Origin of the sequence: Wolbachia endosymbiont (group B) of Gerris lacustris (genome assembly GCF_964028355.1) — a bacterium.
In the GTDB taxonomy this organism is placed as follows: domain Bacteria; phylum Pseudomonadota; class Alphaproteobacteria; order Rickettsiales; family Anaplasmataceae; genus Wolbachia.
Genome location: NZ_OZ034761.1, coordinates 93,665 through 118,540 on the forward strand (window position 1 = coordinate 93,665; position 24,876 = coordinate 118,540).

A 24,876-nucleotide genomic window follows, 5' to 3' on the forward strand; every position below is an offset into this window, starting at 1 on the left:
ACACACTTTTTTGAACATCCCCTTAGAGAGAGGATTTTCTTATCTCTTCCTTGCCTTCGTTTCCATTTCTGACAATTTTTTTCCCACTTAATATGTCACTGATTTCATCTCCTGTTAAAGTTTCAAACTCTAGTAAATTCTCAGCAATGAGCTCCAAGTCTTTCTTACGCTTGGTCAAAATGTCTTTTGCTTTTTCATAGCAAGAAAATATAACTTTCTTTACTTCCTCATCTATAAGTCTTAACGTATCTTCAGAAATTGTCTCAGAATCATGTGTGATTTGTTCACGATTGTGATATATCGGCCCTATTTTGTCACTCATTCCCCATTTCGTTACCATAGCACGTGATAAATCAGATGCTTGCTTTATATCTGAAGATGCACCACTTGTAATTTTATCATAACCAAAAATTAGTTCTTCTGCCACTCTTCCACCCATAGCAACAGTTATATCTGCTATCATCTTTTCTCTTGTGTGAGACACCCTATCTGTTTCCGGTAGTCTCATAACTAAACCGAGTGCTCTACCACGTGGAATAATAGTTGCTTTGTGTATTGGATCAGAGGCAGGCATATTAACTGCAACTACTGCATGACCCGCTTCATGGTAAGCAGTAAGTTTTTTTTCTTCCTCCGTTATAACTAAGGACCTTCTTTCCATACCCATCATCACTTTATCACGTGCATACTCAAAATCATCCATAGTAACAATTTTCTTATTTCTTCTTGCAGCAATAAGCGCGGATTCATTCACTAAATTTGCTAGATCAGCCCCTGAGAAACCTGGTGTTCCCCTTGCAACTGTTTTTACGTTTACATCTGGCGCTATTGATATTTTCTTTATATGCGTATTTAATATTCTTTCACGCCCATTTATATCAGGTAAAGAAATAGTAATCTGTCGATCGAAACGACCAGGTCTAAGTAGCGCTGGATCTAGCACGTCTGGACGGTTAGTTGCAGCAACTATTATCACACCTTCATTAGACTCGAAACCATCCATCTCAACCAGTAACTGGTTTAATGTTTGTTCCCTTTCGTCGTTACCGCCACCAAGACCAATGCCGCGATGCCTACCTACTGCATCTATTTCGTCTATGAAAATTATACAAGGAGCATTTTTCTTGCCTTGATCAAACATATCCCGAACACGGCTTGCACCAACACCGACAAACATTTCAACGAAATCAGATCCAGAAATACTAAAAAACGGTACATTAGCTTCACCTGCAATTGCACGAGCAAGTAGAGTTTTACCAGTTCCAGGGGAACCAATTAAAAGACATCCTTTTGGTATCTTCCCACCTAACACTTGAAATTTTTGCCTTTGTTTAAGAAAATCAACAATTTCAACCAACTCTTCTTTTGCTTCATCAATCCCAGCAACATCATCAAATGTCACTTTTTTTCCAGTAGTCATAAGCCTAGCTTTTGATTTGCCAAAGCTTATAGTTCTATTACCTCCTGCTTGCGTTTGTTTAAAAAGGAAAAGTAATAAACCGATAAAGATAAGCGTCGGAACCCATTGAATAAGTAGTCCACCAATTATACCTATTGCAGAATCTCCAATTGAAAAGGAGAACTTCACTTTCCTATCATGCAAACTTTTTATTAAGTCACTATATATAACACCACTTGAGTTAAAGGCTGACCCATCCCTAAACTTTCCTTCGATGCTTTGGTTTCTTATTGTAACATTTTCTATATCATTATCTTCTAGTCTAGTTAAAAATTCTGAAAAAGGTATGGTTGTTTTACTCTTAACTATACTTCCGCTGAACTGAATATAAGCAACTGAAATAAGAACAATAATTACTAACCAGATCAATAAGCCTTCTAAAAATTTTTTCATTTCTACTTCTAACTAAACACTAATCAAGCTTACCAAATTTTGTTTTATGGTGCTATTAATAATGCATAGCACCCTATCATCATCAGTATTTTTCCCATTATAATTTACATCTAGATAAGCAATCACTTTTCCATCTTTTTGCACTGTAGGTAAAGAGTAGTAAACTTCAGAGCAATAACCATAATTTTTTAAAAACTCAGGGATTTTTTGTGTTTTCTTCAGCGGAGCAATAGTTACTGAACATTCTTGATCTCCAAGTATTGTGCAGCTAAATCTATTGTCCCATGTAATAGGTTCATACATAGGCAAATTTACAGTAACTTCTTGTATCTTTGACGATTCTCTAATTATCAAGATGCTTTCTCCATATTTTCTTATTTTACATCCAGAGAGTGTACTGTTAATATCACTATCTTTTTGCAATATTTTGTTAAATATTGCGATAAGGCTACCGTACCTTGGTTTATAGTGCTTGTTGACAATTGCCATTATAGAATAAAGAAGAAGCCTTAAAGCTATTTCCTCTGGCAGTTTATAAAGTTCATCTAGTTTAATTTCAATATAACCAAGATCATGAATATTAATGCAGTCATTAAATGCAAGGCGTGTGTAGTGCATAAACGCTTTTGCAGCTCTTTTCATATGAAGTGCTGTAAGGCATATTCGCTCTGTTAGAACATCTTGATTATCACTTGCTTTAAGCAAGTTACGGTATAGAGTTCGCCTGTATTTTAAGTCATAGTTGCTTCTATCTTCGACCCATCTTAACTGATGAAGCTTAGCATACCTTTCTATTTCACTACGACTAAAATTTAACAACGGCCTAAATATATAAACACCATTTAAGAAAGATTTGTAATCCATTGATGATAATCCATCTACGCCACTACCTCGCTCTAATCTCAACAAGAACGTTTCTGCTTGATCATTTTTGTGGTGAGCAACAAATAAATATTTAACATTATTATTTTTACACCATTTTGTTAATAAGTTATACCGTGCTTTTCGTGCCTGCAACTGAATATTGCCTTTAATATTTTTCTTTTCCCAATTTAATAAGAACGATTCCTTTGCTCCAAGTTCTTTTGCATAACTCATAGCAAAACTAGCCTCTCTTTGAGATTCTAAACGTAATCCATGATTTACTGTTAATGCTATAGGGGCTAAAAGCTTGTTTTTTTTTGCCCAGTTAATCATCAAGTGCAATAAAACTACACTGTCTATACCGCCTGATACTGCAACCACAATTTGATTATTATGAAAGGCAAAGTTATTAATTATATCTTGAAATAACAACTCTAATTGCATTATGTTCCTTGATATTTAGGTAAACCAGAACTATCTAAATTATACTACCATAACACCTCAATAGAAACTAAGCTAACAATCTTAGAAGCAACAAGTTTAGCAATTGTATCATCCCAGTGCTAGCGCTGAACACTGGGATTGAAAGGAAACTAATTTTTTATTCCAGAGAATGAAAACTCTACTCTACGATTTTTAGCATGATCTCTCTCATACTTGGAATTTCTAGAATCATCTTTTACATTAACCAAAGGCTCAGTTTCACCTTTAGAAGCAGTTTTTATTCTGTTTTCTAGATAAGGTGTACAGCTGACCATAAATTTTTTAGCTGCATCTGCTCTTCTAGCACCTAGTGCAAGATTATACTCGTGAGAACCACGATTGTCAGTATGACCAGTTAAAGTGACCTTTGCGTCAGGATTATTTTGTAACACTTCCATCACGTCAAGTAATGCATCTGCACTCACTTCACCGATACTAGATTCATCATAATCAAAGAAAACTCTTTTATCAATCATTTGCTTAACAATGGGATTCATTTTATTTTTTGTGTTTACTTCTTTTTTAGGGCAAGAACTTACACCGGTAAGCAGCAAACAAAAACAACACATCATAACCAGCCTACTCCACATTACTAAACCTCCATAAATTTTAAGTATAGTGCGTAATTTTAACTTTAGTATTAATAATCTCCCTATATTATAATGTAGTCAAGGAAAATAAAATACTAAATATTTCACTTACAATACAATTTGATAATTAATTTTCTGATAAGATGCTCAATTCTTAGCAATGAAGTACAATAGAAGAATAAAAATACAATTTTTTATTGTACTTTAAGCAAATATACTTTTAACTTTATTATTAATCTATTACGATATTAAGCAGATGTTTCAAAGCAATGAATAAAAATGAGATCTTATAAGTTTTTAGAGGAAGTATTACATAAGGTAAGGAATATTGAAAACACACTAAACCTACTAAGCAAAAGCCAACTGGATGTAGAGGATAAGATCGAGCAAATGTGTCTTCTAGAGGGAATCAGACATGAAATTCTCTCTCATGATGCAATAAAGGAATCATTAGCGAACGCTCTTGGCAACAACAAGAATGCGGATACCCTGCAGCTAAAGTTAATAGAAGGAATACATAAAAGCAATAGTGCTATTCCTGTTGATTTAATAAAATCTTTGTCCAAAGCTAAGATTGAATGCCAAAATTTATGGAAGCTATCTAACTCTGAAGTCAGTAATTTAGAAAAGCTGAAAGAACGCTTTGCTGATCTGATCAAACTTGTTCGTGAAGTAGCTTCTATAAAATCGCAGCAATTAAAGTGCTCAAAATATGAGTCATTGCTTGCTGACTATGACTCTAATATCACAGAAAAGAACATAAAGGAAATATTTCCTAAGTTAGGTAAATTTTTTAGTGAAAATGTAGAGAAAGTAACTCAAAAGCAGAAGAAGGATAAGGTTACTAATATACAAAAAGTTACGGTTCAGAGACAGATTGAACTTGGTTCCTTGTTCTTACAGCAAATGAATGTTACACCACATGAGATTTCCATTTCTTATTACGATCCTATCAATTATGATGAATCTGACCTTTGTTATGGTTTATTTTTACTTTTACGGCATACTGGTTATGCAATTCATCAAAAATGTTTAGCGCAAAATTCTATAAAGAGCTCGATTACGAAACATGTTATGTATGAAACTCAAGGGTTATTCATGGAAAGGATAATTGGAACATCCAGAGAATTTATTGAATTCATTCAACCACACATAAAAGAGAAACTTTCTACAAAAGGCAAAATTAATAGCAGTGTTGAAAATTTGTATTTGATTTTCAATAAAGTAAATCTTTCATCTTTTTTGAAGAATGCAGATGAGTTCACTTTATTAGGACATATCATGCTGAGAACTAGGTTAGAACAGAATATAATAAATGGTACGCTGGAAGTCAAAGATCTGCATGATGAGTGGCTGAAAGGTATGAAGCACTATAAAATTCCAGTAAAAGCTAAAAATGAGCTAGACACTTATTTTCAAGATGAGTATTGGATAAGTGGTGTTATAGGCTACTTTCCTATTAAAGTCATAGCGTTAATTGCTGCTGTGCAGTTTTTTTCTTTCATTAAGAAAAATCATTACGAATTTTTAGATGCTATAGTAAAAGGAGATTTCAGTTTACTTATCGATTGGTTCTCTAAAAATGTATATAGTGCAAAGTATGGCTTTTTGGAACAGCTAAAAAAGGTAACAGGTAGGGATTTAGATATTGAGTGCTACACTAGTTACTTATCTGAAAAGTATAATTTGTCTCAATAAATGGTTTTTTTGAGTTGTGTATGAGTTTTGTTCAGAATTTAATCAGAAATTTTTTTACTTTCAAAGGTTTATTTGCTAGCGATATTGCTATAGATCTTGGTACTGCAAATACTTTAGTTTATCAGAAAAGTCAGGGGATAGTGCTTGATGAACCCTCAGTTGTAGCAAGAGTAAAAGAAAAAGGAAGTTACGTTCCTTATGCTTTTGGTAAAAAAGCTAAGATGATGCTCGGAAAAACACCTGGAGAAATAGAAGCGATAAGGCCCTTGAAAGACGGAGTTATTGCTGATTTTAAAAGCGCGGAAGAAATGTTAAAATATTTCATACGCAGCGCAAACACAAGATTCACTGTTAATAAGCCTAGTATTATCATATGTGTTCCATCTGGATCTACCCCAGTTGAAAGGCGTGCTATACAAGATGCAGCAGAAAGTGCTGGTGCAAATGAAGTATTCTTAATTGAAGAACCAATGGCTGCAGCAATTGGAGCTGGACTTCCAGTTACCGAACCTGAAGGTTCTATGATTGTTGACATAGGAGGTGGTACAACTGAAGTTGCAATTATTTCTTTAGGTGGAATTGTTTATTCACGTTCTGCCAGAGTAGGTGGTGATATTATGGATGAGGCAATAAAGTCATACATTCGTGAAAATCATAAGTTATTAATCGGTGAAACAACTGCTGAAAAAATTAAGAAAAACGTAGGTTCAGCCAGTCTGCCAGGTGAAGATAACAAAGAGGGAATGATAATTAAAGGCAGGGATTTAGTGAGTGGTATGCCAAAGGAAATGCTTTTATCAGAACACCAAGTTGCAGAAAGTCTAATAGAGCCTGTACATCAGATAATTTCTGCTATTAGGACTGCACTGGAGAGCACTCCACCTGAACTTTCTTCTGATATAGTCGATAGAGGAATAATTTTATCCGGTGGTGGTGGATTATTGCGCAACTTGAGTAAAGTTATTAGTGAAACAACAAAATTACCAGTTCGTGTTGCAGATGATCCACTTTGTTGTGTTGCCCTGGGTAGCGGAAAAGTACTTGAAAACATGGACTATTTTGGCCATGTTTTATTCAAGCAAGATTAAGTTGTTTTTGAAGATCGAATTGTTTTGATGGAATTATGTAATATAAATGAGATCCCAGTGTCACGCACCAAGTAATTTAAGGCAATTTCCAGCAGGAAGGGGTGTTATCCCAGCGCTTGACACTGGAACTTGATTACAAATAAGTATGCTGTTTCGATGAAATTGTGTAATAGAAACTGGATTCCAGTGCTTGATACCAGGTTTGTGTTTATGAATTATATGCTAAAAGAATTTGAAATTGAACCTTTATTAAAAGATAAAGCTCCGCATCAAACTAAGGCTATTGTTGCAATGTCCGGGGGAGTTGATAGCTCCGTTGCTGCAGCACTGCTGTATAACCTTGGGTACGAAGTGATAGGTGTGACTCTTCAGCTATATGGCACTGATGGCAATGCTAATGCAAAAAAAGGTGCATGTTGCGCTGGACAGGATATCTATGATGCTAAAAACGTGGCTGAAAGTGTTGGCTTTCCTCATTATATTTTAAATTACGAAGAAACATTTAAAAAGGAAGTAATAGAAGATTTTGCGAATACTTACATGCGTGGGGAAACCCCCATACCATGTATAAGATGTAATCAAACAGTAAAATTCCGCGATCTATTACAAGTTACAAAAAATCTCGGTGCTGATGTACTCGTGACAGGACATTACGTAAGAAGGTTAGAAAAAAATGGTGAGGCAAAGCTATATAGAAGCATTGATAACAGTAAAGATCAAAGTTATTTTTTGTTTGCAACTACTGAGGAGCAATTAAAGCTTTTGCGATTTCCACTAGGTGGGTTCTATAAAAATGATATAAGAAAATTAGCAAAGTATTTTGGCTTACAAATTTCTGAAAAGCCAGACAGCCAAGATATATGCTTTGTTTCCAAAAGCTATAGTAAGACAATAGCTAAATTAGCTCCACAGTCTATACGAAAAGGTAAAATAGTGGATACTCATGGAAAAGTGTTAGGTGAACACAGCGGCATAGTAAATTTTACAGTAGGACAAAGAAGAGGCCTATGCATCGCACACAGTGAGCCTCTTTATGTAGTAAGAATCAATACAGAAAATAATGAGGTTGTAGTAGGTCCAATCAATGTATTAATGAAAAAAAAGATATTGGTCAAAGAGTTAAATTGGTTAGAACGACCAAAAGAAGGTATGGAAGTAACTGTAAAGCTCAGGTCATCACATGCAGGAAGCTTAGCGACAATATATTCAACTGACGAAAAAAATAAAGCCTGTGTCATTTTAAACGACGATTACTTTGGCATCAGTCCAGGTCAAGCTTGTGTGGCATATAAAGGTGAACAAGTTATCGGTGGAGGGTGGATATGTTCTTAACTAAAAGCTTTAATGCAGAATGTAAACGTACAATAATATTTATTGCTATTTTACCCTATATCGCTTCTACTATAAAGTAGAACATTATAGGTTTTAGCAATGGTTAAGGAAGTTGAAGAATTAATAAAAATTGTTGGTAAGGGCAATTTATTAGAAACTTTGTTTATTTTTTTAGGTAGCGCTCAACATGTCGATTTAGGTTGTAGTATGGACTGCAGAAATCACACAGGTCTTTCTGCATTCATACAGAAGCAAGATGAACAATTAGATTACTATTTTAACTTAAAATTTAGTCTACAAGGGCTGTTTTTAATTTATGCTCAAGCTTATAACATTCTAAGTAAAAACAACAACCTGAATACTAAAGATGTCATAGATAAGATATATGACATTATTAAAGAGTCTGAGTTAAATAGAGATATAAATGAAGTAGTAGATGGAAGAAAATTAGATTTACTTAACATCTTAGCAAATCCAAAGAGAGAACCAATATTTAAAACAGAAGAAGATTTTAAAAATAAAGTGCTTACTGACGTTAAAAAATTATTAAATGAAAAATCTGATAAAAAAATTTTTTTTAATAAATTTGTTATCGACTGTTACTATTGTATTCATTAAGAGATAAAGGTAGATAAAGATGTGGCTTTATTGTTTTCTCTATTATATTCCTTGAGCGGTAGTTATAAAGAACCTTTGTCATCTGACAAAATAGTAAAAAGAGAAGTACTAGAGATAGGTAAGAATCAGTTAATAGCGGGTTATATAATATTCTTAGCTAGCTCACTACACAAGATCGAATTATCAAGTAGAGATGGAACCATCGAATATACAATCGATCATGAGGGTGTGGATCGACAAGAGAGAATATCACAAATGGATGGATTAATATATCCTAATACCAACTCTCATTAATAATGAGAGTTGGTATCAGTGTCACAAAAAGACCATAAAAACACGTCCTATAAATTAGCTTTAGGTATGTTTGTATTGTCTGTTGGATTATATACTGCCGATTATTTCTTTATGGAACAAAAGTTATTCAACTCAATAACAAATATTTTGCCACAAAATAATCTCATCAATTTAATAGTTGCTGCAGTACTTACTATTGTAATAGTATATGCTTTATTTCAATTATCAAAATCACCGCAAGATCCTCCACATTCACCGTTCAACGATATAGCTATTAAGGATTTTGCAAATGGTCCTATGCAATCATGAATCTCTACTGATAAATGTAGCACTCTTAAAGTGCATGCTATATAATACCTTCTCTTGAATAACGAGGTAATCCATGGATTTAAGTAAAATAACAACAAAACCAGATGCAATAAGTGTAGTAATTGAAATAAGTGCAAATGCTGAACCTGTAAAGTATGAATTTAATAAAGAGCTCGGATTATTACAAGTTGACAGATTTTTGTCTACCTCAATGACTTATCCTTGCAATTATGGGTTTATACCAAATACCTGCGCAGGTGATGGTGACCCTGCGGATGTTTTGGTGCTAACTCAATTTCCTTTAGCGCCTGGAGTTTTGATATCGGTGCGTCCAGTAGGTGCATTACTTACCAAAGACGAGAAAGGAGAGGATGAAAAAATATTAGCTGTGCCTATCTCCAGTGTTGATAGCTATTATGACAATATAAAGAACTATTCTGACTTACCTAAAAACTTATTAGATAAAATTTCTCATTTCTTTTCTCATTATAAAGATTTAGAAAAGGGAAAAACGGTAACAGTTGGAGAATGGGCTAATGTAGAAAAAGCAAAAAAAATCATTGAAAAAAGTAGAAATTAGTTTGCATTAGAACTATTCAGAAAAATATTGTTGTCTTTAACGGGTGAATATCGCAGTTAAAAGCATTAGACAGGCAGTAAAGGTCTTGATATTATAGTAATAATTTGGAAGGGTGGCCGAGCGGCTGAAGGCGGCGGTTTGCTAAACCGTTATACGACCCAAAAGTCGTATCGAGGGTTCGAATCCCTCTCCTTCCGTATATTATTGTTTAGGTATTCATTACAGTAATTTCACCCTCTTTTTTAATTATTAAAAAGTTAGCTGGCGTTTATTCAGTATGTATTATAGAATTAGTTATTAGCTAAATAATTTTATATGCATAAAATACTAATTTTGATATTAATAATGCTGCCGCTTAGGTTACTTGCAACTGAGATTGAAATTGTTGCAGATGTAAATGGTGAGCCAATTTCAAATTTAGATATCGAAAGACGTATCAACTTCATAAATTCATTGCTTGGCATTCAGAAGATTAATCAAAAAGAGGTAAAATCTCAAATTCTAAGACAGTTAATAGACGAAATTATCATTGTCAGCGAAGCGCAGAAGATGAATATAGAATTGAGTAACGAGGAGTTAAATAATGCTGTCACATTATTCTTAACTCAAAGTTTAAAACTTGAGGCTGATGAAGTTGATCAATACGTAAAAAAGCATAATATAGATCTCAATACCCTAAAAAAACAAATAAAGTGTCAGCTACTGTGGAACAAGATTATTGAAGTAGGAGTTGTACCGCTTATCAATGTAAGTGATAAAGAAGTGGATGACATAAGAAAGCAAAAAGAGAAGCCTGACTACCTTATTATATTTCAGGAGTTTGTAATTCCTGATCAGAAGATGGCTGAAGATTTAGTAAAAAAATTACGTAGCAGTAGTAATCCAGAATCTTCAATAAAGATGCGCAAAGCAACCGTTAATTTAAGTCAGCTAAAAGGTAATCTCAAGGACGTTTTGGAAGGATTAAAAATCAGTGATGTAGCAGATCCGATTAGTTTAAGTGAAGGTTACTCTGTTATAAAAGTCATAGATAAGGTACAGCTCGATCATACACTGCTGGAAAGTACTTTAAAAGTAAAACAAGTTGTAGTTAAAGATTCAGAAAGTTTACTCTCTAATTTTAAGGAGCAAAAGGTCAGTTGTTTAAATTTTGACAAATTAGCAGATGATTTCAAATTGCCAAGCGCAAAAGAATTCAAAGTAAAGATGCGAGATTTAAATCCTGATTTACAGATTTTATTTAGTAAAACAAGTGTGAATGAAATAGTAGAATTCAGAGAAAATAGCACTGCAAAATTGATGATGTTATGTGATATCAAGAGTAATGCAGTAGACATAGAAGCAATCAAACAGGAAATGTATCAACAAAAGATTATGATACAAAGCAACCTGTTATTAGATAATATGCGTAAAAATGCAGCTGTTAGTTATCGATTTAATTGAAGCTAGAGAATATTTTTCGTTTTTTACTCTATAAAAAGTTTATGAAGAATATAATGCTGATTGGTGGCGGAGTTGGAAATGCAGTATTATTTTCAATAGGAAAAGCTTGTCTTGAAAACAATCATAAGGTTTTATATTTCGCTGGCTATAAGAAATTAAGTGATGTATTTAAACGAGCGCTGATAGAGCGTGCATCAAATGCAGTAGTTTGGGCATGTGAAGAAGGATTAATAGAAACAAGCAGAGAACAGGATAAATTCTTTCATGGTAATATAGTCGATGCAATCGTTTCTTATCAACAAGAAAAGGTCGATATTAATTTGAACACTATAGATAAAATCATCACTATTGGTTCTGATAAAATGATGAAGGCTGTAAATGAAGCTAGAAAAACAATTTTAAAACCATATCTGAAACCAAATCACATAGCAATAGCATCTGTTAATTCTCCTATGCAGTGTATGATGAAAGAAATCTGCGCTCAATGTATTCAGCAACACATAAATAAGGAAACGGGAGAAATAAGTTTTGTTTATAGTTGCAGTAATCAAGACCAAGATATGGAACTTGTTGACTTTGATTTTTTAAGTGAGCGCTTGAAGCAAAATAGTTTACAAGAAAAGCTCACTGCAAAATGGATAGAACATGTTCAAAGACACTAAACAGCACAAAGAGGAACTAAGGAAGCAATATAGAACCATAAGAAAAGATATTGATGAAAGTTACTCCAGTTATGCGGCAAATTCTCTTATTAATCTCTTTAACAAAAACTTCAGTTGCGTTAAAGGTAAAACAATAGCAACTTACATTCCAACAGACGGAGAAATTAATGTTGTGCCTTTGATGCATCATTTACTCGATTTAGATTATAAAGTAGCAGTCCCTAATAAAAACAAGTTATTAAAATTCGAAGAATGGAATAAAGCAGATGAAGATATAATCCCCGATACAATCATTACTCCTGTTATTGCTTTTGATGATCATTTTAATAGATTAGGTTTTGGCGGTGGTTGGTATGATACAATGATAGAAAAACTGCGGCCACTTGGAAAAATATTTATAGGCGTAGCCTATGAGAGGCAATATTGTAAAAATTTACCTGTAGAAAAACACGATCAAAAATTAGATATTATAATTACTGAGATATGTGTTAGATTTGAAAGTGAATTGCTCAAGAAGGTGGATAGAAAGGAGTAGCGTAACCCCGAGAGTGTTAAATAAACCATACGCGTCAAGTTAAGGAAAAAAAGGTATGAAAGAGATAGAATAATAAGGTATAAGTTCTCCCAGAAATACTTTTAGTGAGAGAACGAATGAATAAAATAACTAGCTTATCAAAAAAGCTCAAAGAATTTTTTAATGAAAAAGTAGACAAAATCTCAATTACAACAAGGTTTATAAAAAGAAAGAGAAAGCTAAAAGGTTCATCGTTCGTAAAAGCCATGGTCTTGGGTAATATAGGGGTTGATAATTGTAGCGTAGAAACAATGTGTCAATTACTAAACGAGGACTCGATAGATATAACAAAACAAGGTTTGGATTTTAGATTTACTGAAGAAGCAGTGGAATTTATGAAAAGGATGTATAATGAATCTGTGGTTCTTTTTAAAAATATCTTGCAAGTTGATTGCAAAATCTTACAGCTATTTAATAGTGTTAAATTATTGGACAGTAGCTATATTACTCTACCTAATACCAATTCCCGCTATACAAGCAACGAATAGACAATAATGGAAAAAAAGCCATACTGGAGTAAGTAAAATAGCGAGGTTTAGATGGCATTAAGATCAAAATTATTGGATGAAAAAGTGGTGGAATCAGCAAAAGAGATGCTGAAGAAAGTAAGAAATAATGCGTATGTTGCAAAAAAACTAAATGCTGTAATTGCAGCAAAAAAGCACAGTATAACAGCTGTAGCAAAAATATGTTGCATTTCGAGAAAGGCAATTACTACATGGATAAAGCACATAAAATTTGGAAGAGAAGAAAAATTATTTTCTCCACCTCAACGCCGTAGAAAAACTATATTGAACCAAAGTCAACTTGAACAAATTGAGGTGTGGATAGAGGAAAACCCCAATATTACTATTAGAGAAATGAGAATAAGAATCCAAGAAAGATTTGGTTTGAATATCAGCAAATCCACAATACATCGTAATATGCAAAGAATGAAATTCTCATATATCACACCAAGACCAGTTCATAGTGGACAGGATAAAAATAAGCAAGAGGAGTTTAAAAAAAAACCTCAATGAAACTATTGTCATGCATTCTGAAAAAGAGCTATTTTTCTTCGATGAATCACGGTTTGGTACACATTCAAAAGTTGGACATGGGTGGTTTAAAAAAGGCAGTAGGACACAGGTTAAGGTAAAATTAGGTAGGGAAAATTTTTATCTCTATAGTGCAGTTAATCCCAGAAATGGAGAGAATTTTAGCTTATTTGCACCAAACGTCAACACTGCTTGTATAAATATATTCCTTGAACAGATGTCGCAATATTTAGGAATACGAAAGGCTTTTCTCGTGATGGATTGCGCTAGTTGGCATAAGTCAAAAAGTTTAAAGATACCTAAAAATATCGAAATTATATACCTACCACCATACTCACCTGACCTCAATCCTGTTGAGAGGTTTTGGTTATATATAAAACAGAACATTTTGCGCAATAAAATCTACGATACAATTGTTCTGCTTGAGAGCGCTTTGTGTAAATTTATTACCTCTCTTTCCCCTTCCACGGTTAAACAACTCTGCAATGCTTCTTATTTGGTTCATTAATAATGAGAGTTGGTATAACTTATATACATTATCTCTTAGTTTATTCCTTTCTTGAGATCATGTACAGGTTCTAAGGGAAGTGATACGTAGACTAAGAGATAAGTCAATTAGAACAAGAACTGGAAAGAAGGTGTGGTGTCCAATAATAATTTGGAAGGTGTTAAGAAATCCAGCATATAAAGGACAAGCAGCGTTTGGTAAATTAAAGAGGGTTGAAAAAAGAGAAAGAAATAAACAAAAGGTTTCTATCTGTCGCACAGATGAGGACAGCTGGATTTATATACCAGTACCAAAAATAGTTGATGAAGGGTTATTTAATAAAGTACAAAAGCAACTGGATGAAAATAGAAAAAGAGCAAGGATGCAGAGAGAGGGAGGAAAAAAGAAATACCTATTACAAGGTCTAGTTGTGTGTCAAAACTGTGGATATGCGTATAGTGGTGCACAATGTGGAGTTGAGGGAAAAAAGTTTAGCTATTATCGCTGTAGTAGTACTATACGTATTACTGATGGTAGGGAGAAGTGTACTAATAAATTGGTCCGTACAGATATGTTAGAAACAGCTATATGGGAAAAGGTGAAAAATTTACTAAAAAACCCAGAGATAATAAAAAATGAGTATCACCGTAGAATTGCAGAAAATAAAAATGATGAATCATCAGATAAGAAGCTTGCAAGAAGAGAAAATCAAATAAAACAAGGCATCGAAAAGTTAATGGAAGACTATTATAGTCAAGAAAATGTAGGAGATAAAGGATATATAAGTGAGGAAGAATTTAAACAGACGATGAAAAGAATGAGGGAACGCTTAAGAGGGATAGAAGAAGAGAAGAAAAAGGTAGTTGATCAAAAAGCGATAGAGAAGGGAATGAACCTTATCATCAACAGTATAAAGAGTCTTTATTCCAGTGTAAAATCTAATTTGGAACAGCTAGATTGGCAAACTAAGCGTGGCATCATTAAAGCATTAGTAGAACGAATTCAGATTGGTTATGACCAGGTAGAAGTGGCGTTTAGAATAGAAGAACCAGCACAGGATGGAGAGATTTTTAATTTGCAACGGGAGTGTTAAATAAACTGTGTCAAGCCGCATTTTTAGTTCAACTCAATTTTCAGTCTGTTGGGAAAGAAAATGTCAAGCTGAGACATAGTTAATGCCCAATTAGGCAAAGCTGTAGTCCACTTTTGCTCTACCTTTTTTATAGCACAATATACCTTTTGTACAAGGCATTTGTATTAGTAAATGAGCCCTTAGTTTTAGTAAATTTCCTAATTTGTCTATGCAATCCCTCAATTGGATTGGTGGTGTAAATCAGCTTCCTAACTGGTCCAGAATACTTAAAATAACCAGACAAATTTTCCCAATTGTTTTGCCATGATTTTGTAACCAAGGGATATTTTTCACTCCATTTTTCTTCCAGCTCAAGCAAATAATTCTCAGCAATCTCTTTACTTGAAGCACGATATATTTTTTTCAAATCATTTATGAAAACTTTTACATCTTTGCTAGATACATACTTCAGTGAATTCCTTATCTGATGCACTATGCATAGCTGTACTTCTGCTTTAGGAAATACACTATTTATAGCGGTAGGAAAGCTTTTTAGCCCATCAATACAGGCAATTAGAATATCTTCTACTCCTCTTTCTTTGAGGTCATTTAGTACTCCCAACCAGAAGTTAGCTCCTTCACTTTCAGCCAAATAAAAACCTAATACTTCTTTTCTGCCATTTTGATTTATGCCCAATATATTATACATACATTTACTTATGCAATGTCCGTCCTCCTTGACCTTAAAAAACATGCCATCCATAAATACTATTGGATACACTGATTGCAGTGGGCGGCTGCGCCATTCATTGATTACTGGTAGCAGTTTATCGGTAATACTAGATATCTCTGCTGCTGATATTTTGTGGTCATATATTTCCTCAACATGTGAAGCTATATCTCTGTATCCCATGCCACTGGCATATGTGCTTAAGACCTTTGCTTCAAGTTCTGGATGTAGGCTTGTTTGCCTTTTTTTGACTATTTGTGGTTCAAAGCTTCCCTCCCTATCTCTTGGTGTTAGCAGCTCAAATGAGCCTGCACTCGTGCGTAAAGTTTTTGCGTTTCTCCCATTTCTTCGGTTATTTTCTTCACTTTCAGCTGACATGTAGCTTTCTATTTCACCTTCCAGACTTGCCTCTAGCAACCTTTTTATAAACGGTGTTAATGCTCCATCTCTTCCTGTCAATGGTCTTCCTTCTCGTATAGATGACAGGATATTTGTTTCTAATTCTTTATAATCTACCAAACCAGTAGTTCTATTTGCTTGACTCATATCAAACCTCCATTTTTTATATCAATTTATTACTTTTTTTTTCGGTTTGACACACTTTTTTGAACGTTCCCTTCCTTTTTTTGACTTTCTTACTTGTGGTTTCGAGCATGCCTTAGTTTTACCATAAGCTGCTCGTCCTATATAAGCAGGATTTTTTAACATTTTCCAGATAGTACTTCTTTTCCAACGTTCTTTTCCTGTTTGTGTTATTACCGGTATCTCGCTAAGTCTACGTATAACTTCATTGATGCTTACTCTTTCTTGGCCAATCCAATTAAATATTTTGCACACTACATCCGCTTCTTCTTGATTAATTTCAAACTGAGCACTTCCTTCACCTACATGTTTTGCTATGTAGCGATAACCATAAGGTGCATTACTCATTACGCTTATGCGACCAGTTTTAGCTGCATGAAGTTTTCCCCTGCGATTACGTTCCATAATTTTTGCACGCTCATACTCTGCTACTAATCCTTGAATTCCTAAAAACATATTAGATTCTGGGTTATCCTCAAATTTGTGGTTTAGAAAAATAACCTCTGATCCTGCTTTTCTAAATTCTTCGAGTAAGAGCGCTTGGTATGCAGATTTCCGTGATAGCCGATCAGGTGAAGGGAACGTTCAAAAAAGTGTGTCAAACCGAAAAAAAAGTAATAAATTGATATAAAAAATGGAGGTTTGATATGAGTCAAGCAAATAGAACTACTGGTTTGGTAGATTATAAAGAATTAGAAACAAATATCCTGTCATCTATACGAGAAGGAAGACCATTGACAGGAAGAGATGGAGCATTAACACCGTTTATAAAAAGGTTGCTAGAGGCAAGTCTGGAAGGTGAAATAGAAAGCTACATGTCAGCTGAAAGTGAAGAAAATAACCGAAGAAATGGGAGAAACGCAAAAACTTTACGCACGAGTGCAGGCTCATTTGAGCTGCTAATACCAATTCCCGCTATACAAGCAACGAATAGATAATAATGGAAAAAAAGCCATACTGGAGTAAGTAAAATAGCGAGGTTTAGATGGCATTAAGATCAAAATTATTGGATGAAAAAGTGGTGGAATCAGCAAAAGAGATGCTGAAGAAAGTAAGAAATAATGCGTATGTTGCAAAAAAACTAAATGCTGTAATTGCAGCAAAAAAGCACAGTATAACAGCTGTAGCAAAAATATGTTGCATTTCGAGAAAGGCAATTACTACATGGATAAAGCACATAAAATTTGGAAGAGAAGAAAAATTATTTTCTCCACCTCAATGCCGTAGAAAAACTATATTGAACCAAAGTCAACTTGAACAAATTGAGGTGTGGATAGAGGAAAACCCCAATATTACTATTAGAGAAATGAGAATAAGAATCCAAGAAAGATTTGGTTTGAATATCAGCAAATCCACAATACATCGTAATATGCAAAGAATGAAATTCTCATATATCACACCAAGACCAGTTCATAGTGGACAGGATAAAAATAAGCAAGAGGAGTTTAAAAAAAAAACCTCAATGAAACTATTGTCATGCATTCTGAAAAAGAGCTATTTTTCTTCGATGAATCACGGTTTGGTACACATTCAAAAGTTGGACATGGGTGGTTTAAAAAAGGCAGTAGGACACAGGTTAAGGTAAAATTAGGTAGGGAAAATTTTTATCTCTATAGTGCAGTTAATCCCAGAAATGGAGAGAATTTTAGCTTATTTGCACCAAACGTCAACACTGCTTGTATAAATATATTCCTTGAACAGATGTCGCAATATTTAGGAATACGAAAGGCTTTTCTCGTGATGGATTGCGCTAGTTGGCATAAGTCAAAAAGTTTAAAGATACCTAAAAATATCGAAATTATATACCTACCACCATACTCACCTGACCTCAATCCTGTTGAGAGGTTTTGGTTATATATAAAACAGAACATTTTGCGCAATAAAATCTACGATACAATTGTTCTGCTTGAGAGCGCTTTGTGTAAATTTATTACCTCTCTTTCCCCTTCCACGGTTAAACAACTCTGCAATGCTTCTTATTTGGTTCATTAATAATGAGAGTTGGTATTAGCATTTATTTTTAGCTGCTGAAAAGCTTTTTGAAAATTGCCACCTTGCTTACTTGCTGTTTGCAACTTACTGAGCATTGCATTAATTGCTGTACCTGCTTTTTCAGGAGTTTTACCTAGGCTAATGAAGCTACTTGCTAAAGCTCCTGCTTCTACTGCAGTTAAACCAAATTGCCTTGCTGTACCACCGATTCTGTTTAGCGCAGGAATAATGTCTTTAGCTTTTGCTGCAGTGTTATCAGAAATATGATTTATTGCATCACCAATATTTGCCATTTCACCAATTTCAATTTGATAAATATTAGAAAGTTTAGCAATAGCATCTCCTGCCTCTTCTGCTGACATATCAAATGCAGTTGCCATTTTGGCCACAGTGTCTGTAAAAGTCGTAAGATCTTTGGCTTTAATACCAAGTTGACCACCACTTGCAGTAATTTGCGCAAGTTCTGCTGCAGATAGCGGAATTGTACGCGACATTTCCTTTAATGTTTCCCCAAGTTTTGTTAAGCCATTTACATCTGTATCTTCAAACTTTACAACTTTCTTTACATCAGCCATGGCACTCTCAAAACTAATTGCAGCCTTAAGTGGTGCAGCAAGTGTGAGGCCAAGTGCTACAGCATCCATCATTTGAGCTCTAAAATTTGCTCTTTGCGCTAAAACTCCTTTACGTTTTTGCATTACGGAATTTAAAGCCGTATAGTTATTTTTAAGCTTTTCAATAGAAGAGCCAAGTTTAGCTTGGTCTCCAATAAGAGATTTTATATCTCTACCACTTTTACTGAACTCCGTGCGTAAATGGTGGAGAGCACTTCTTTTTTGTAAATAAGCTGTTTTAGCTTTCAGTGCCGCAGCTTTAGATTTTGTAAATTCATTTTGCAGGCTCTTACTTGGTGCTTCTGCATTTTTTATCTGTTTAGCCAGAGATTTTGTTTTTATTTCTAGCTCATTCCAAGAACGCCTAGCAAGCAGAGCATTGTGGCTGAGCTCTTTAAACTTGGATATTGATTTACTTGATGATTCAAGTTGTTTTATCGTACTACCAATACGAGAAAGCTGCTTCGTACTACCTGCTATCGTACTATTAAAACTGCTTTGCAGTATTGCTCCAATTACTATAGAAATTGCTTTCATTTGTATAATTTTCCGCTACTTTCAAACCAAGTAATAAATTCTTCAATATCCATATCAAGCCACTGATTGATTCCACCACCAACCATTGAGCTAAGCGATAATACGCTCAGCCTCAAGTCTTCTGCTGAGACAAAAAACCTTGTAATGCTCCTTGAATCTTACTGTAGTCTGCAAGATCAAGCTCTTCTACTGCTTCTCTTGAAATACTTGCAAGATTTGCAATCAGTGCTACTTCTTTCCCTGCATCGCTATTACCCATACGTTCAACAGCTAAACGATCTCGAACTTTTGGGCGACGTAGAGTTATCTCTGAAACTAAAATTCCATCGATTTTTATTGGTTCAGTTAATTTAATTTTTTCCATTGTTTTACCCTTTTAGTTAAATTCCTAAGGCTGTACGCATAGAAGTCATTTGATCAACACCATCGATCTTGCGAATCATATTCTCAGCATCAATTTCAATCAATTCTCTGCCATCAATAGTAAGCTTATAATAGTTGGCAGCTACAGTGCATTTTAGTGTTGCTTTTTCAGCAGGTTTCCAGCTACCAAAATCAAGTTCTTTAAAGAGCCCTCTTAAGTTAACTACTACAGATTCAGCTTCACTATTACTTCCTTGTAATCCTCCACGTAAAGTAAGAGAGACTGCATTATTGTCTATTAATCCAAAAAGTCTAAAGAGCTCAGAGTCATACTCAGCAAAAGTGAGCTCTGCTTCAAGTTTTTCCATTCCCATATCAATATTTATTGGAATATCCATACCACCAGCACGGTACTCCTCTGTTTTTATGGTAAGCTTTGGTAGCGTTATTTCATCTATTTTCCCTGCATAACCTCTACCATCAACGAATACGTTAAAATTCTTTAAAATCTTCGGTAACATTTTTTCCTCTTTTTTCCCTTTTTACAATATTGTACCACTCACGAGGTGTGACCTAAAAGTAATCTGCTCAGCTGGATATGGTGGTGTAAACTCAAAGTCAAAATACACTTTTCCGCTCGCAATATTTGTTGGTGTATTGAGTTCGGGTGTTGCATAACATTTTCCGCTGATAATAGCTCCTTGGGCTTTTAAATTGGCCAAATAAGAATTCACCCCCTCAATCACATCATCTATATAAGTTTTGGTAATATTGCGATCAACTGCCCATAAATGAGCTCGAAGTAGACTATCGTTGATTAAATCTGCAGTCCTTCTCACTGACAGAAAAGCCCATTTTGAGTCATTTGAACATGTTCTATTTCCCCAAAGCCTATAGCCATTTTGATGAATTATCGTTGTTACTTCATTTTCATTTAAGTGGTTTGCTCTACAATTTGTATTACCGAGCGTAAAATCAATAGGCCTGCTTGTGCCAACAATACCGTTTATTTCTTTATTTGAAGGTGAATGCCAAAATCCTTGTTCGCTATCTACTTTCGCTATTAAACCAGCTACAAATGGGCTAGACGGCAAAATTTCTTCTTTTCCTTCAATAAACACCTTAACCCATGGGTCAACAACGTAAACTCTTGAGCTACCTACACTTTTTCTCCATTTTATGGCTTCTTCATCATTGGTATTTGGTCCATCTGCAACTATTATTGCCCTTAGCTTTTCTGCTACTCCTATCAAAGCTGCTACTACTGGGTTTTTAGGATTTTCAGATTCAGGCAATTGATGAGTAAACTGAGGTGCAATTAGTATTCTTGGGGCAACATGTATTATGCTTTCACTGCTGAGGAATGCTTGAATTCCCTGATATTTTCCAGTCTCTTCATCAACTCCACCAATTATATTTTGAATAGCTTCACTTTCTTCAACTCGAATAACTACTACTGTTGCACCAATTTGGGAAAATATTCCGTTTATTGCAGAAGGTAGTGTTCCACTTTTCCCAAGCTTTGCTGCTTCCTTTAAGCTTCCTGCTATTAATACTGGACTATTGAGTGGAAATTTTTGCTCATTAGCTTCAGGGGCAGTACCAATTACACCTATCACTGATGATTTAGCTGTACGTACTGTCTTTGCTCCTGAGGTTACCTCAATAACATTTACGCCATGTAAAAATTCTTCAGCCATTTCTTTGTATTTTTTTCCTAAAATCATCGAGCAAAGTCTTTAGCTCATTTTCACTCTTGGCTTCTTCAATCTTTCTCTTGGCTAAATCTTCAAGCTCTTCACATTTCATTATTTCTTTTACTGCTTTTTTCACTTTTTCCTCAATTATTCTTGCCATTTCAATAACCGTAATACCACGGACTTTTGCTAAAGGTTCTATAATTTCTTTATCCTTTTCATTCATAGATTCTGGTGCTGCTAGAATGCTTTTTGCGGCTTTCGCTTGAATCTCATAAGATTTAGCTTTTTGGTGAGAATGACCTGCATATTGGTGAGTATGATTATCATAATAGAAACGCATACTATCAAATGTACAAAGCTTCGCATTATCCAGTAACTCCTTTTGTATATCTTCTTTAGTACGCTGAGCAATTTCTCCTCCTTCTGTTAAACAATAACTTTTTTGCCATTCAAAATTTTCTGGCGCTTCATACCAATCATTTCCAGCTGGTTTGCTTTTAAGCGTCGTTGTTTCTACTTGTTTGTTATGTTCAAATCTAATATAAATTGGCATTGGTTTTCTCCGTTTTCTAGTATCAATTCCAGATTTTGTGGGTGGCATCTAATCCTGGGCATTGCCAAGCCCTGAGAGTCCTTTCCACATCTACTTCAAGTCCTGTAGTTAGAACATTGCTACGTATGTTATAAATCCCCCACTGAATAAATTGACCATAGTTGTGTACATAATTTGATGCAAGCATACCTTGACTAACTTGTGTTCTGGAATACAGATAAGATGATGTGTAAAGTAATATTGCAACTGTTTTTCCTGCTGGAATTTCTACATTGCCAGATCCGGCTAACTTGCTATCAGAACTCGTGTATTGGTAAACATTTTTCCATACTACTTTTGAAATACTTGATTTATTAGAATTAGTGTTATCAGGAGTTCCCACAAATAATCCTGCTCCCCCATACTCCGTACTAGAATAAGATGATCCAACAAATTCCATTGTCTTATTTATGTTCACATTGGTTGTATTTTTTACAAATACTACTCCAAGTGCAGCATATGGGTAATAGTATATCTCATCATAACTACCCGAAAAACTTTTTGTGCATAACTCTCCGTAAATAAATGTTCCTTTATTTCCCTCTATAAAATAGAGTTGTCTTGGCCGATAAAAACTAACGTAATCTGTATCGTATGTATGGCTACCTGCTAGTAATTGCAACATATAGTCGGTTTTTGTTATATCACTACTCCACCTTCCAAGCTCTGTTGTAAAAGTTCCGTGGCCAAAGTAATTATTTTTTCTTCCAAGTACACCAAATAAGAAAGGTAATGACCATGGTTCAACCATATTGCGCTTTCTTATTTCTTGTGTAAGCGACACTTTTAATTGATTATCTCGAGTCTTTACATCATTTGTAATAGATGTTCTTAATTGATCATCTCTAGTTTTTACCTCATTAGAGATGTTTTTAATTCGAGTTTCTATTTCTCCTATAATTGATGAGCCAGATGGTACATCATTCACAGTACGGAAGTTATTCACTAAACCTTTAAGACCATCTTTATGACTGTTGCTAATACTGTTTATTGCTGCAATATTGGCATTCTTTCTCGTATCAAGTAGCGATATGTGTGAATCTGATGATGCTTTTAAAGTGTTTAAGGAATTATCCCTAAGCTTGTTGATTTCATTAACAGACTCTGTTTTTACTGCAGTTATGGACGATATTGAGTTTGTTTTGTTGCTGTTTATGTCACTTAAGTGTTTTTTTGCACTATCAAGAAGTTCTTTTAACTTACCATCAGTCATTTGCACAATTTCAGAAACCGCACTTTTGTCGACTATTGATTCCAATGCTTTAGCAAGATATGCTAATTGATCTGGTGTACTGTTTGCTACTAAATCCTTAAGTCTTTTTTGTAGTGCATCAATTATTCCTTTTACTTCAGTCATCTGCACAACGTTGGAAATAGCTTTTTTATCTGCTATCAATTCCAGCGATTTTGCAAGATATGCCAGTTGATCAGCTGTGCTACTTACTGCTAAATCCTTTATCCTTTGGTATATTGCTTCTTTCATTCCCAAAAATTCAAAAAAGTTTCAAATCTAAATCGTTCAAAATTACTTTTCAGTTGATTATGTTTATTTTCTCCCTTACTCATATCCTCATCTATTTTCTCTATAGCTTTTCGAATACGTACTACATCTTCCACTGCAATATTTTCTGGATGTGGTAGTGTATATCCTCGTTTGCTTTGGTCATTTGGCATTGATTCAAGTAATAATCACTCGCAAATTTTTGACTTTAGGACGATAAACAACCGTTCCACTTAAAACCAATTTTACCCTCGTCTCATTAGCACTAAAATTTGATAGTACATGAGTTCTCTCCACCCAGCTTTCTCCAATTGGTTTTCCTGATGTTAAATTTACTAATTGCCAATCCACGTTTTTTTGTACATATGCTTTAACATCTGCAGTGCCAGGTATCAGCGCATCATAGGTAATTGTTATCTTAGAACCTGTACATGATCTCAAGAAAGGAATAAACTAAGAGATAATGTATATAAGTTAGGATATATGAGGAGTGTATACCCAAGTGATATAAGTCGGGAAAGATTTGAGATTATATTACCAGATCTAGAATCCTGTAGAAAAAAAACAAAACCAAGAAAACTGGATTTATATGAGTTATTTTGCGGTGTACTTTATGTGCTAAAAAGTGGCTGTCAGTGGCGAATGCTACCAAAAGAGTTTCCAAAATGGCGCAATTGTTACGATTACTTCAAGAGATGGAGTAAAAAACCGAATGAAGATAGAGAAAGTGTTCTAGAAATTGTCTTAAAAAAAATTAGTTGGAGAGGTTCGTTTCAACAGTGGTCGGAATACAAAAACAAGCTTCTGCATCATTGATGCTCAAAGTGTAAAAAACACCGATATTGCTGAAGAAAAAGGTTATGATGCCGGCAAGAAAATTTCAGGAATAAAGCGTCATATTGCAGTAGATACGCAAGGTTTGCCACATGCAATTTATATTACTACAGCTAATATCGGAGATCGTACTGCTGCTGTAGAGATGATTTGTAACGCAAGAAAAAATCTTTCCGAAGTTCAAAATATACTAGTTGATGCAGGTTATACAGGAGAAAATTTTGCAACTCAAATAAAAACGACTATTGGTGCAACCGTTGAAGTAATAAAACGAAGTGAATTACATACCTTTGTTGTATTGCCAAAAAGGTGGGTTGTAGAGCGTTCTTTTGCTTGGCTGGAAAAGTGTAGACGGTTATGGAAAAATTGCGAGCGTAAACTCAATACTAGACTACAAATGGTCGTTCTAGCTTTTACTGCCTTGCTCCTCAAAAGATTATGAACAGGC

25 protein-coding genes, 1 tRNA gene and 5 pseudogenes are annotated in these 24,876 nt (G+C 34.5%); 17 read left to right on the forward strand and 14 right to left on the reverse strand.

What is annotated here, in order from left to right; genetic code table 11:
* Nucleotides 1-22: 22 nt before the first annotated feature.
* The 3 genes from ftsH to ABWU62_RS00475 all read right to left on the reverse strand — a co-directional run bounded on the left by ftsH (nucleotide 23) and on the right by ABWU62_RS00475 (nucleotide 3,789).
* Nucleotides 23-1,852 carry an ATP-dependent zinc metalloprotease FtsH gene (gene ftsH, locus ABWU62_RS00465; RefSeq protein ID WP_353287136.1) on the reverse strand — a complete coding sequence of 610 codons (1,830 nt, stop codon included), beginning with the start codon at nucleotides 1,850-1,852 and terminating at the stop codon, nucleotides 23-25.
* Nucleotides 1,853-1,864: 12 nt separating this feature from the next.
* Entirely contained in the window at nucleotides 1,865-3,160 is a 1,296-nt protein-coding gene (gene tilS, locus ABWU62_RS00470; protein WP_353287137.1) for a tRNA lysidine(34) synthetase TilS, read from the reverse strand.
* Between the two features lie 149 nt (nucleotides 3,161-3,309).
* A complete protein-coding gene (locus tag ABWU62_RS00475; RefSeq protein ID WP_353287138.1) occupies nucleotides 3,310-3,789 on the reverse strand; it encodes an OmpA family protein in 480 nt (159 codons plus the stop codon).
* Between the two features lie 279 nt (nucleotides 3,790-4,068).
* On the opposite strand from ABWU62_RS00475, the gene ABWU62_RS00480 reads away from it, so the two are divergent.
* The 14 genes and pseudogenes from ABWU62_RS00480 to ABWU62_RS00545 all read left to right on the forward strand — a co-directional run bounded on the left by ABWU62_RS00480 (nucleotide 4,069) and on the right by ABWU62_RS00545 (nucleotide 15,004).
* Nucleotides 4,069-5,487, forward strand: coding sequence for a carboxypeptidase (locus ABWU62_RS00480; protein WP_353287139.1), 1,419 nt, complete (start codon nucleotides 4,069-4,071; stop codon nucleotides 5,485-5,487).
* Between the two features lie 20 nt (nucleotides 5,488-5,507).
* On the forward strand, nucleotides 5,508-6,575 hold the full coding sequence (locus ABWU62_RS00485) for a rod shape-determining protein (protein WP_353287140.1): 1,068 nt from the start codon (nucleotides 5,508-5,510) through the stop codon (nucleotides 6,573-6,575).
* A 219-nt stretch (nucleotides 6,576-6,794) separates the two neighbouring features.
* Nucleotides 6,795-7,907 (forward strand): tRNA 2-thiouridine(34) synthase MnmA, encoded by a 1,113-nt coding sequence (mnmA, locus tag ABWU62_RS00490; protein ID WP_353287141.1) that lies wholly within the window; start codon nucleotides 6,795-6,797, stop codon nucleotides 7,905-7,907.
* 99 nt (nucleotides 7,908-8,006) lie between these two features.
* Entirely contained in the window at nucleotides 8,007-8,525 is a 519-nt protein-coding gene (locus tag ABWU62_RS00495; RefSeq protein WP_353287142.1) for a hypothetical protein, read from the forward strand.
* Nucleotides 8,526-8,600: 75 nt separating this feature from the next.
* Nucleotides 8,601-8,819: a hypothetical protein gene (locus ABWU62_RS00500; protein WP_353287143.1), complete on the forward strand. Its 219-nt coding sequence runs from the start codon at nucleotides 8,601-8,603 to the stop codon at nucleotides 8,817-8,819.
* A gap of 18 nt (nucleotides 8,820-8,837) precedes the next feature.
* A complete protein-coding gene (locus ABWU62_RS00505; RefSeq protein ID WP_353287144.1) occupies nucleotides 8,838-9,128 on the forward strand; it encodes a hypothetical protein in 291 nt (96 codons plus the stop codon).
* Nucleotides 9,129-9,201: 73 nt separating this feature from the next.
* A complete protein-coding gene (gene ppa, locus ABWU62_RS00510; RefSeq protein WP_353287145.1) occupies nucleotides 9,202-9,708 on the forward strand; it encodes an inorganic diphosphatase in 507 nt (168 codons plus the stop codon).
* Nucleotides 9,709-9,814: 106 nt separating this feature from the next.
* Nucleotides 9,815-9,905 (forward strand) — tRNA-Ser (locus ABWU62_RS00515).
* Between the two features lie 118 nt (nucleotides 9,906-10,023).
* The gene (locus ABWU62_RS00520; RefSeq protein ID WP_353287146.1) at nucleotides 10,024-11,151 is read left to right on the forward strand and encodes a SurA N-terminal domain-containing protein; all 1,128 of its coding nucleotides are present in this window, start codon (nucleotides 10,024-10,026) and stop codon (nucleotides 11,149-11,151) included.
* A gap of 41 nt (nucleotides 11,152-11,192) precedes the next feature.
* A complete protein-coding gene (locus ABWU62_RS00525; protein WP_353288124.1) occupies nucleotides 11,193-11,813 on the forward strand; it encodes an oxidoreductase in 621 nt (206 codons plus the stop codon).
* Complete coding sequence (locus ABWU62_RS00530) at nucleotides 11,797-12,348, forward strand: 5-formyltetrahydrofolate cyclo-ligase (RefSeq protein WP_353287147.1); 552 nt, start codon at nucleotides 11,797-11,799, stop codon at nucleotides 12,346-12,348. Before ABWU62_RS00525 ends, ABWU62_RS00530 begins: the two co-directional genes overlap by 17 nt.
* Before the next feature lie 104 nt (nucleotides 12,349-12,452).
* Nucleotides 12,453-12,848 (forward strand): annotated as a pseudogene (locus tag ABWU62_RS00535) (IS4 family transposase); the annotation flags it as partial.
* A gap of 78 nt (nucleotides 12,849-12,926) precedes the next feature.
* A protein-coding gene (locus tag ABWU62_RS00540; protein WP_353287090.1) for an IS630 family transposase occupies nucleotides 12,927-13,932 on the forward strand; the annotation gives its coding sequence in 2 pieces (ribosomal slippage) (nucleotides 12,927-13,388 and nucleotides 13,390-13,932; 1,005 coding nt in all).
* A 79-nt stretch (nucleotides 13,933-14,011) separates the two neighbouring features.
* Complete coding sequence (locus ABWU62_RS00545) at nucleotides 14,012-15,004, forward strand: recombinase family protein (RefSeq protein WP_353287148.1); 993 nt, start codon at nucleotides 14,012-14,014, stop codon at nucleotides 15,002-15,004.
* 23 nt (nucleotides 15,005-15,027) lie between these two features.
* On the opposite strand, the pseudogene ABWU62_RS00550 reads toward ABWU62_RS00545, so the two are convergent.
* The 3 genes and pseudogenes from ABWU62_RS00550 to ABWU62_RS00560 form a co-directional block, all read right to left on the reverse strand.
* Nucleotides 15,028-16,259: pseudogene (locus tag ABWU62_RS00550) on the reverse strand (IS256 family transposase).
* Between the two features lie 21 nt (nucleotides 16,260-16,280).
* Nucleotides 16,281-16,643, reverse strand: a complete 363-nt coding sequence (locus ABWU62_RS00555; RefSeq protein WP_353287149.1) for a recombinase family protein — start codon at nucleotides 16,641-16,643, stop codon at nucleotides 16,281-16,283.
* Nucleotides 16,644-16,664: 21 nt separating this feature from the next.
* Nucleotides 16,665-16,859 (reverse strand): annotated as a pseudogene (locus ABWU62_RS00560) (recombinase family protein); the annotation flags it as partial.
* Between the two features lie 83 nt (nucleotides 16,860-16,942).
* Between ABWU62_RS00560 and ABWU62_RS00565 the strand changes: the two are divergent.
* A pseudogene (locus tag ABWU62_RS00565) lies at nucleotides 16,943-17,203 on the forward strand (transposase); the annotation flags it as partial.
* 77 nt (nucleotides 17,204-17,280) lie between these two features.
* A protein-coding gene (locus ABWU62_RS00570) for an IS630 family transposase (protein ID WP_353287151.1) occupies nucleotides 17,281-18,287 on the forward strand; the annotation gives its coding sequence in 2 pieces (ribosomal slippage) (nucleotides 17,281-17,742 and nucleotides 17,745-18,287; 1,005 coding nt in all).
* On the opposite strand, the gene ABWU62_RS00575 is transcribed toward ABWU62_RS00570, so the two are convergent.
* From ABWU62_RS00575 to ABWU62_RS00610, 8 genes and pseudogenes are all read right to left on the reverse strand, one after another.
* Nucleotides 18,284-19,438, reverse strand: coding sequence for a phage tail tape measure protein (locus ABWU62_RS00575; RefSeq protein ID WP_353287152.1), 1,155 nt, complete (start codon nucleotides 19,436-19,438; stop codon nucleotides 18,284-18,286). The two genes, ABWU62_RS00570 and ABWU62_RS00575, sit on opposite strands and share 4 nt — an antisense overlap.
* Nucleotides 19,439-19,550: 112 nt before the next feature.
* Entirely contained in the window at nucleotides 19,551-19,802 is a 252-nt protein-coding gene (locus tag ABWU62_RS00580; protein WP_353287153.1) for a phage tail assembly protein, read from the reverse strand.
* 16 nt (nucleotides 19,803-19,818) lie between these two features.
* On the reverse strand, nucleotides 19,819-20,322 hold the full coding sequence (locus tag ABWU62_RS00585; protein WP_265029859.1) for a phage major tail tube protein: 504 nt from the start codon (nucleotides 20,320-20,322) through the stop codon (nucleotides 19,819-19,821).
* 21 nt (nucleotides 20,323-20,343) lie between these two features.
* Nucleotides 20,344-21,501 (reverse strand): phage tail sheath subtilisin-like domain-containing protein, encoded by a 1,158-nt coding sequence (locus ABWU62_RS00590; protein WP_353288125.1) that lies wholly within the window; start codon nucleotides 21,499-21,501, stop codon nucleotides 20,344-20,346.
* On the reverse strand, nucleotides 21,494-22,054 hold the full coding sequence (locus tag ABWU62_RS00595) for a hypothetical protein (protein ID WP_353288126.1): 561 nt from the start codon (nucleotides 22,052-22,054) through the stop codon (nucleotides 21,494-21,496). The genes ABWU62_RS00590 and ABWU62_RS00595 overlap by 8 nt, the downstream gene beginning before the upstream one ends.
* 22 nt (nucleotides 22,055-22,076) lie before the next feature.
* Nucleotides 22,077-23,576: a hypothetical protein gene (locus tag ABWU62_RS00600; protein WP_353287154.1), complete on the reverse strand. Its 1,500-nt coding sequence runs from the start codon at nucleotides 23,574-23,576 to the stop codon at nucleotides 22,077-22,079.
* Nucleotides 23,573-23,767 (reverse strand): hypothetical protein, encoded by a 195-nt coding sequence (locus ABWU62_RS00605; protein ID WP_264376309.1) that lies wholly within the window; start codon nucleotides 23,765-23,767, stop codon nucleotides 23,573-23,575. The genes ABWU62_RS00600 and ABWU62_RS00605 overlap by 4 nt, the downstream gene beginning before the upstream one ends.
* Before the next feature lie 4 nt (nucleotides 23,768-23,771).
* Nucleotides 23,772-24,017: pseudogene (locus tag ABWU62_RS00610) on the reverse strand (hypothetical protein); the annotation flags it as partial.
* Nucleotides 24,018-24,077: 60 nt separating this feature from the next.
* Between ABWU62_RS00610 and ABWU62_RS00615 the strand changes: the two are divergent.
* Nucleotides 24,078-24,870, forward strand: a protein-coding gene (locus tag ABWU62_RS00615) for an IS5 family transposase (RefSeq protein ID WP_353287093.1) whose coding sequence is annotated in 2 segments (ribosomal slippage) — nucleotides 24,078-24,341 and nucleotides 24,343-24,870 — 792 coding nt in all. Because the reading frame shifts where the segments join, the coding sequence is not laid out codon by codon here.
* Nucleotides 24,871-24,876: the final 6 nt, after the last annotated feature.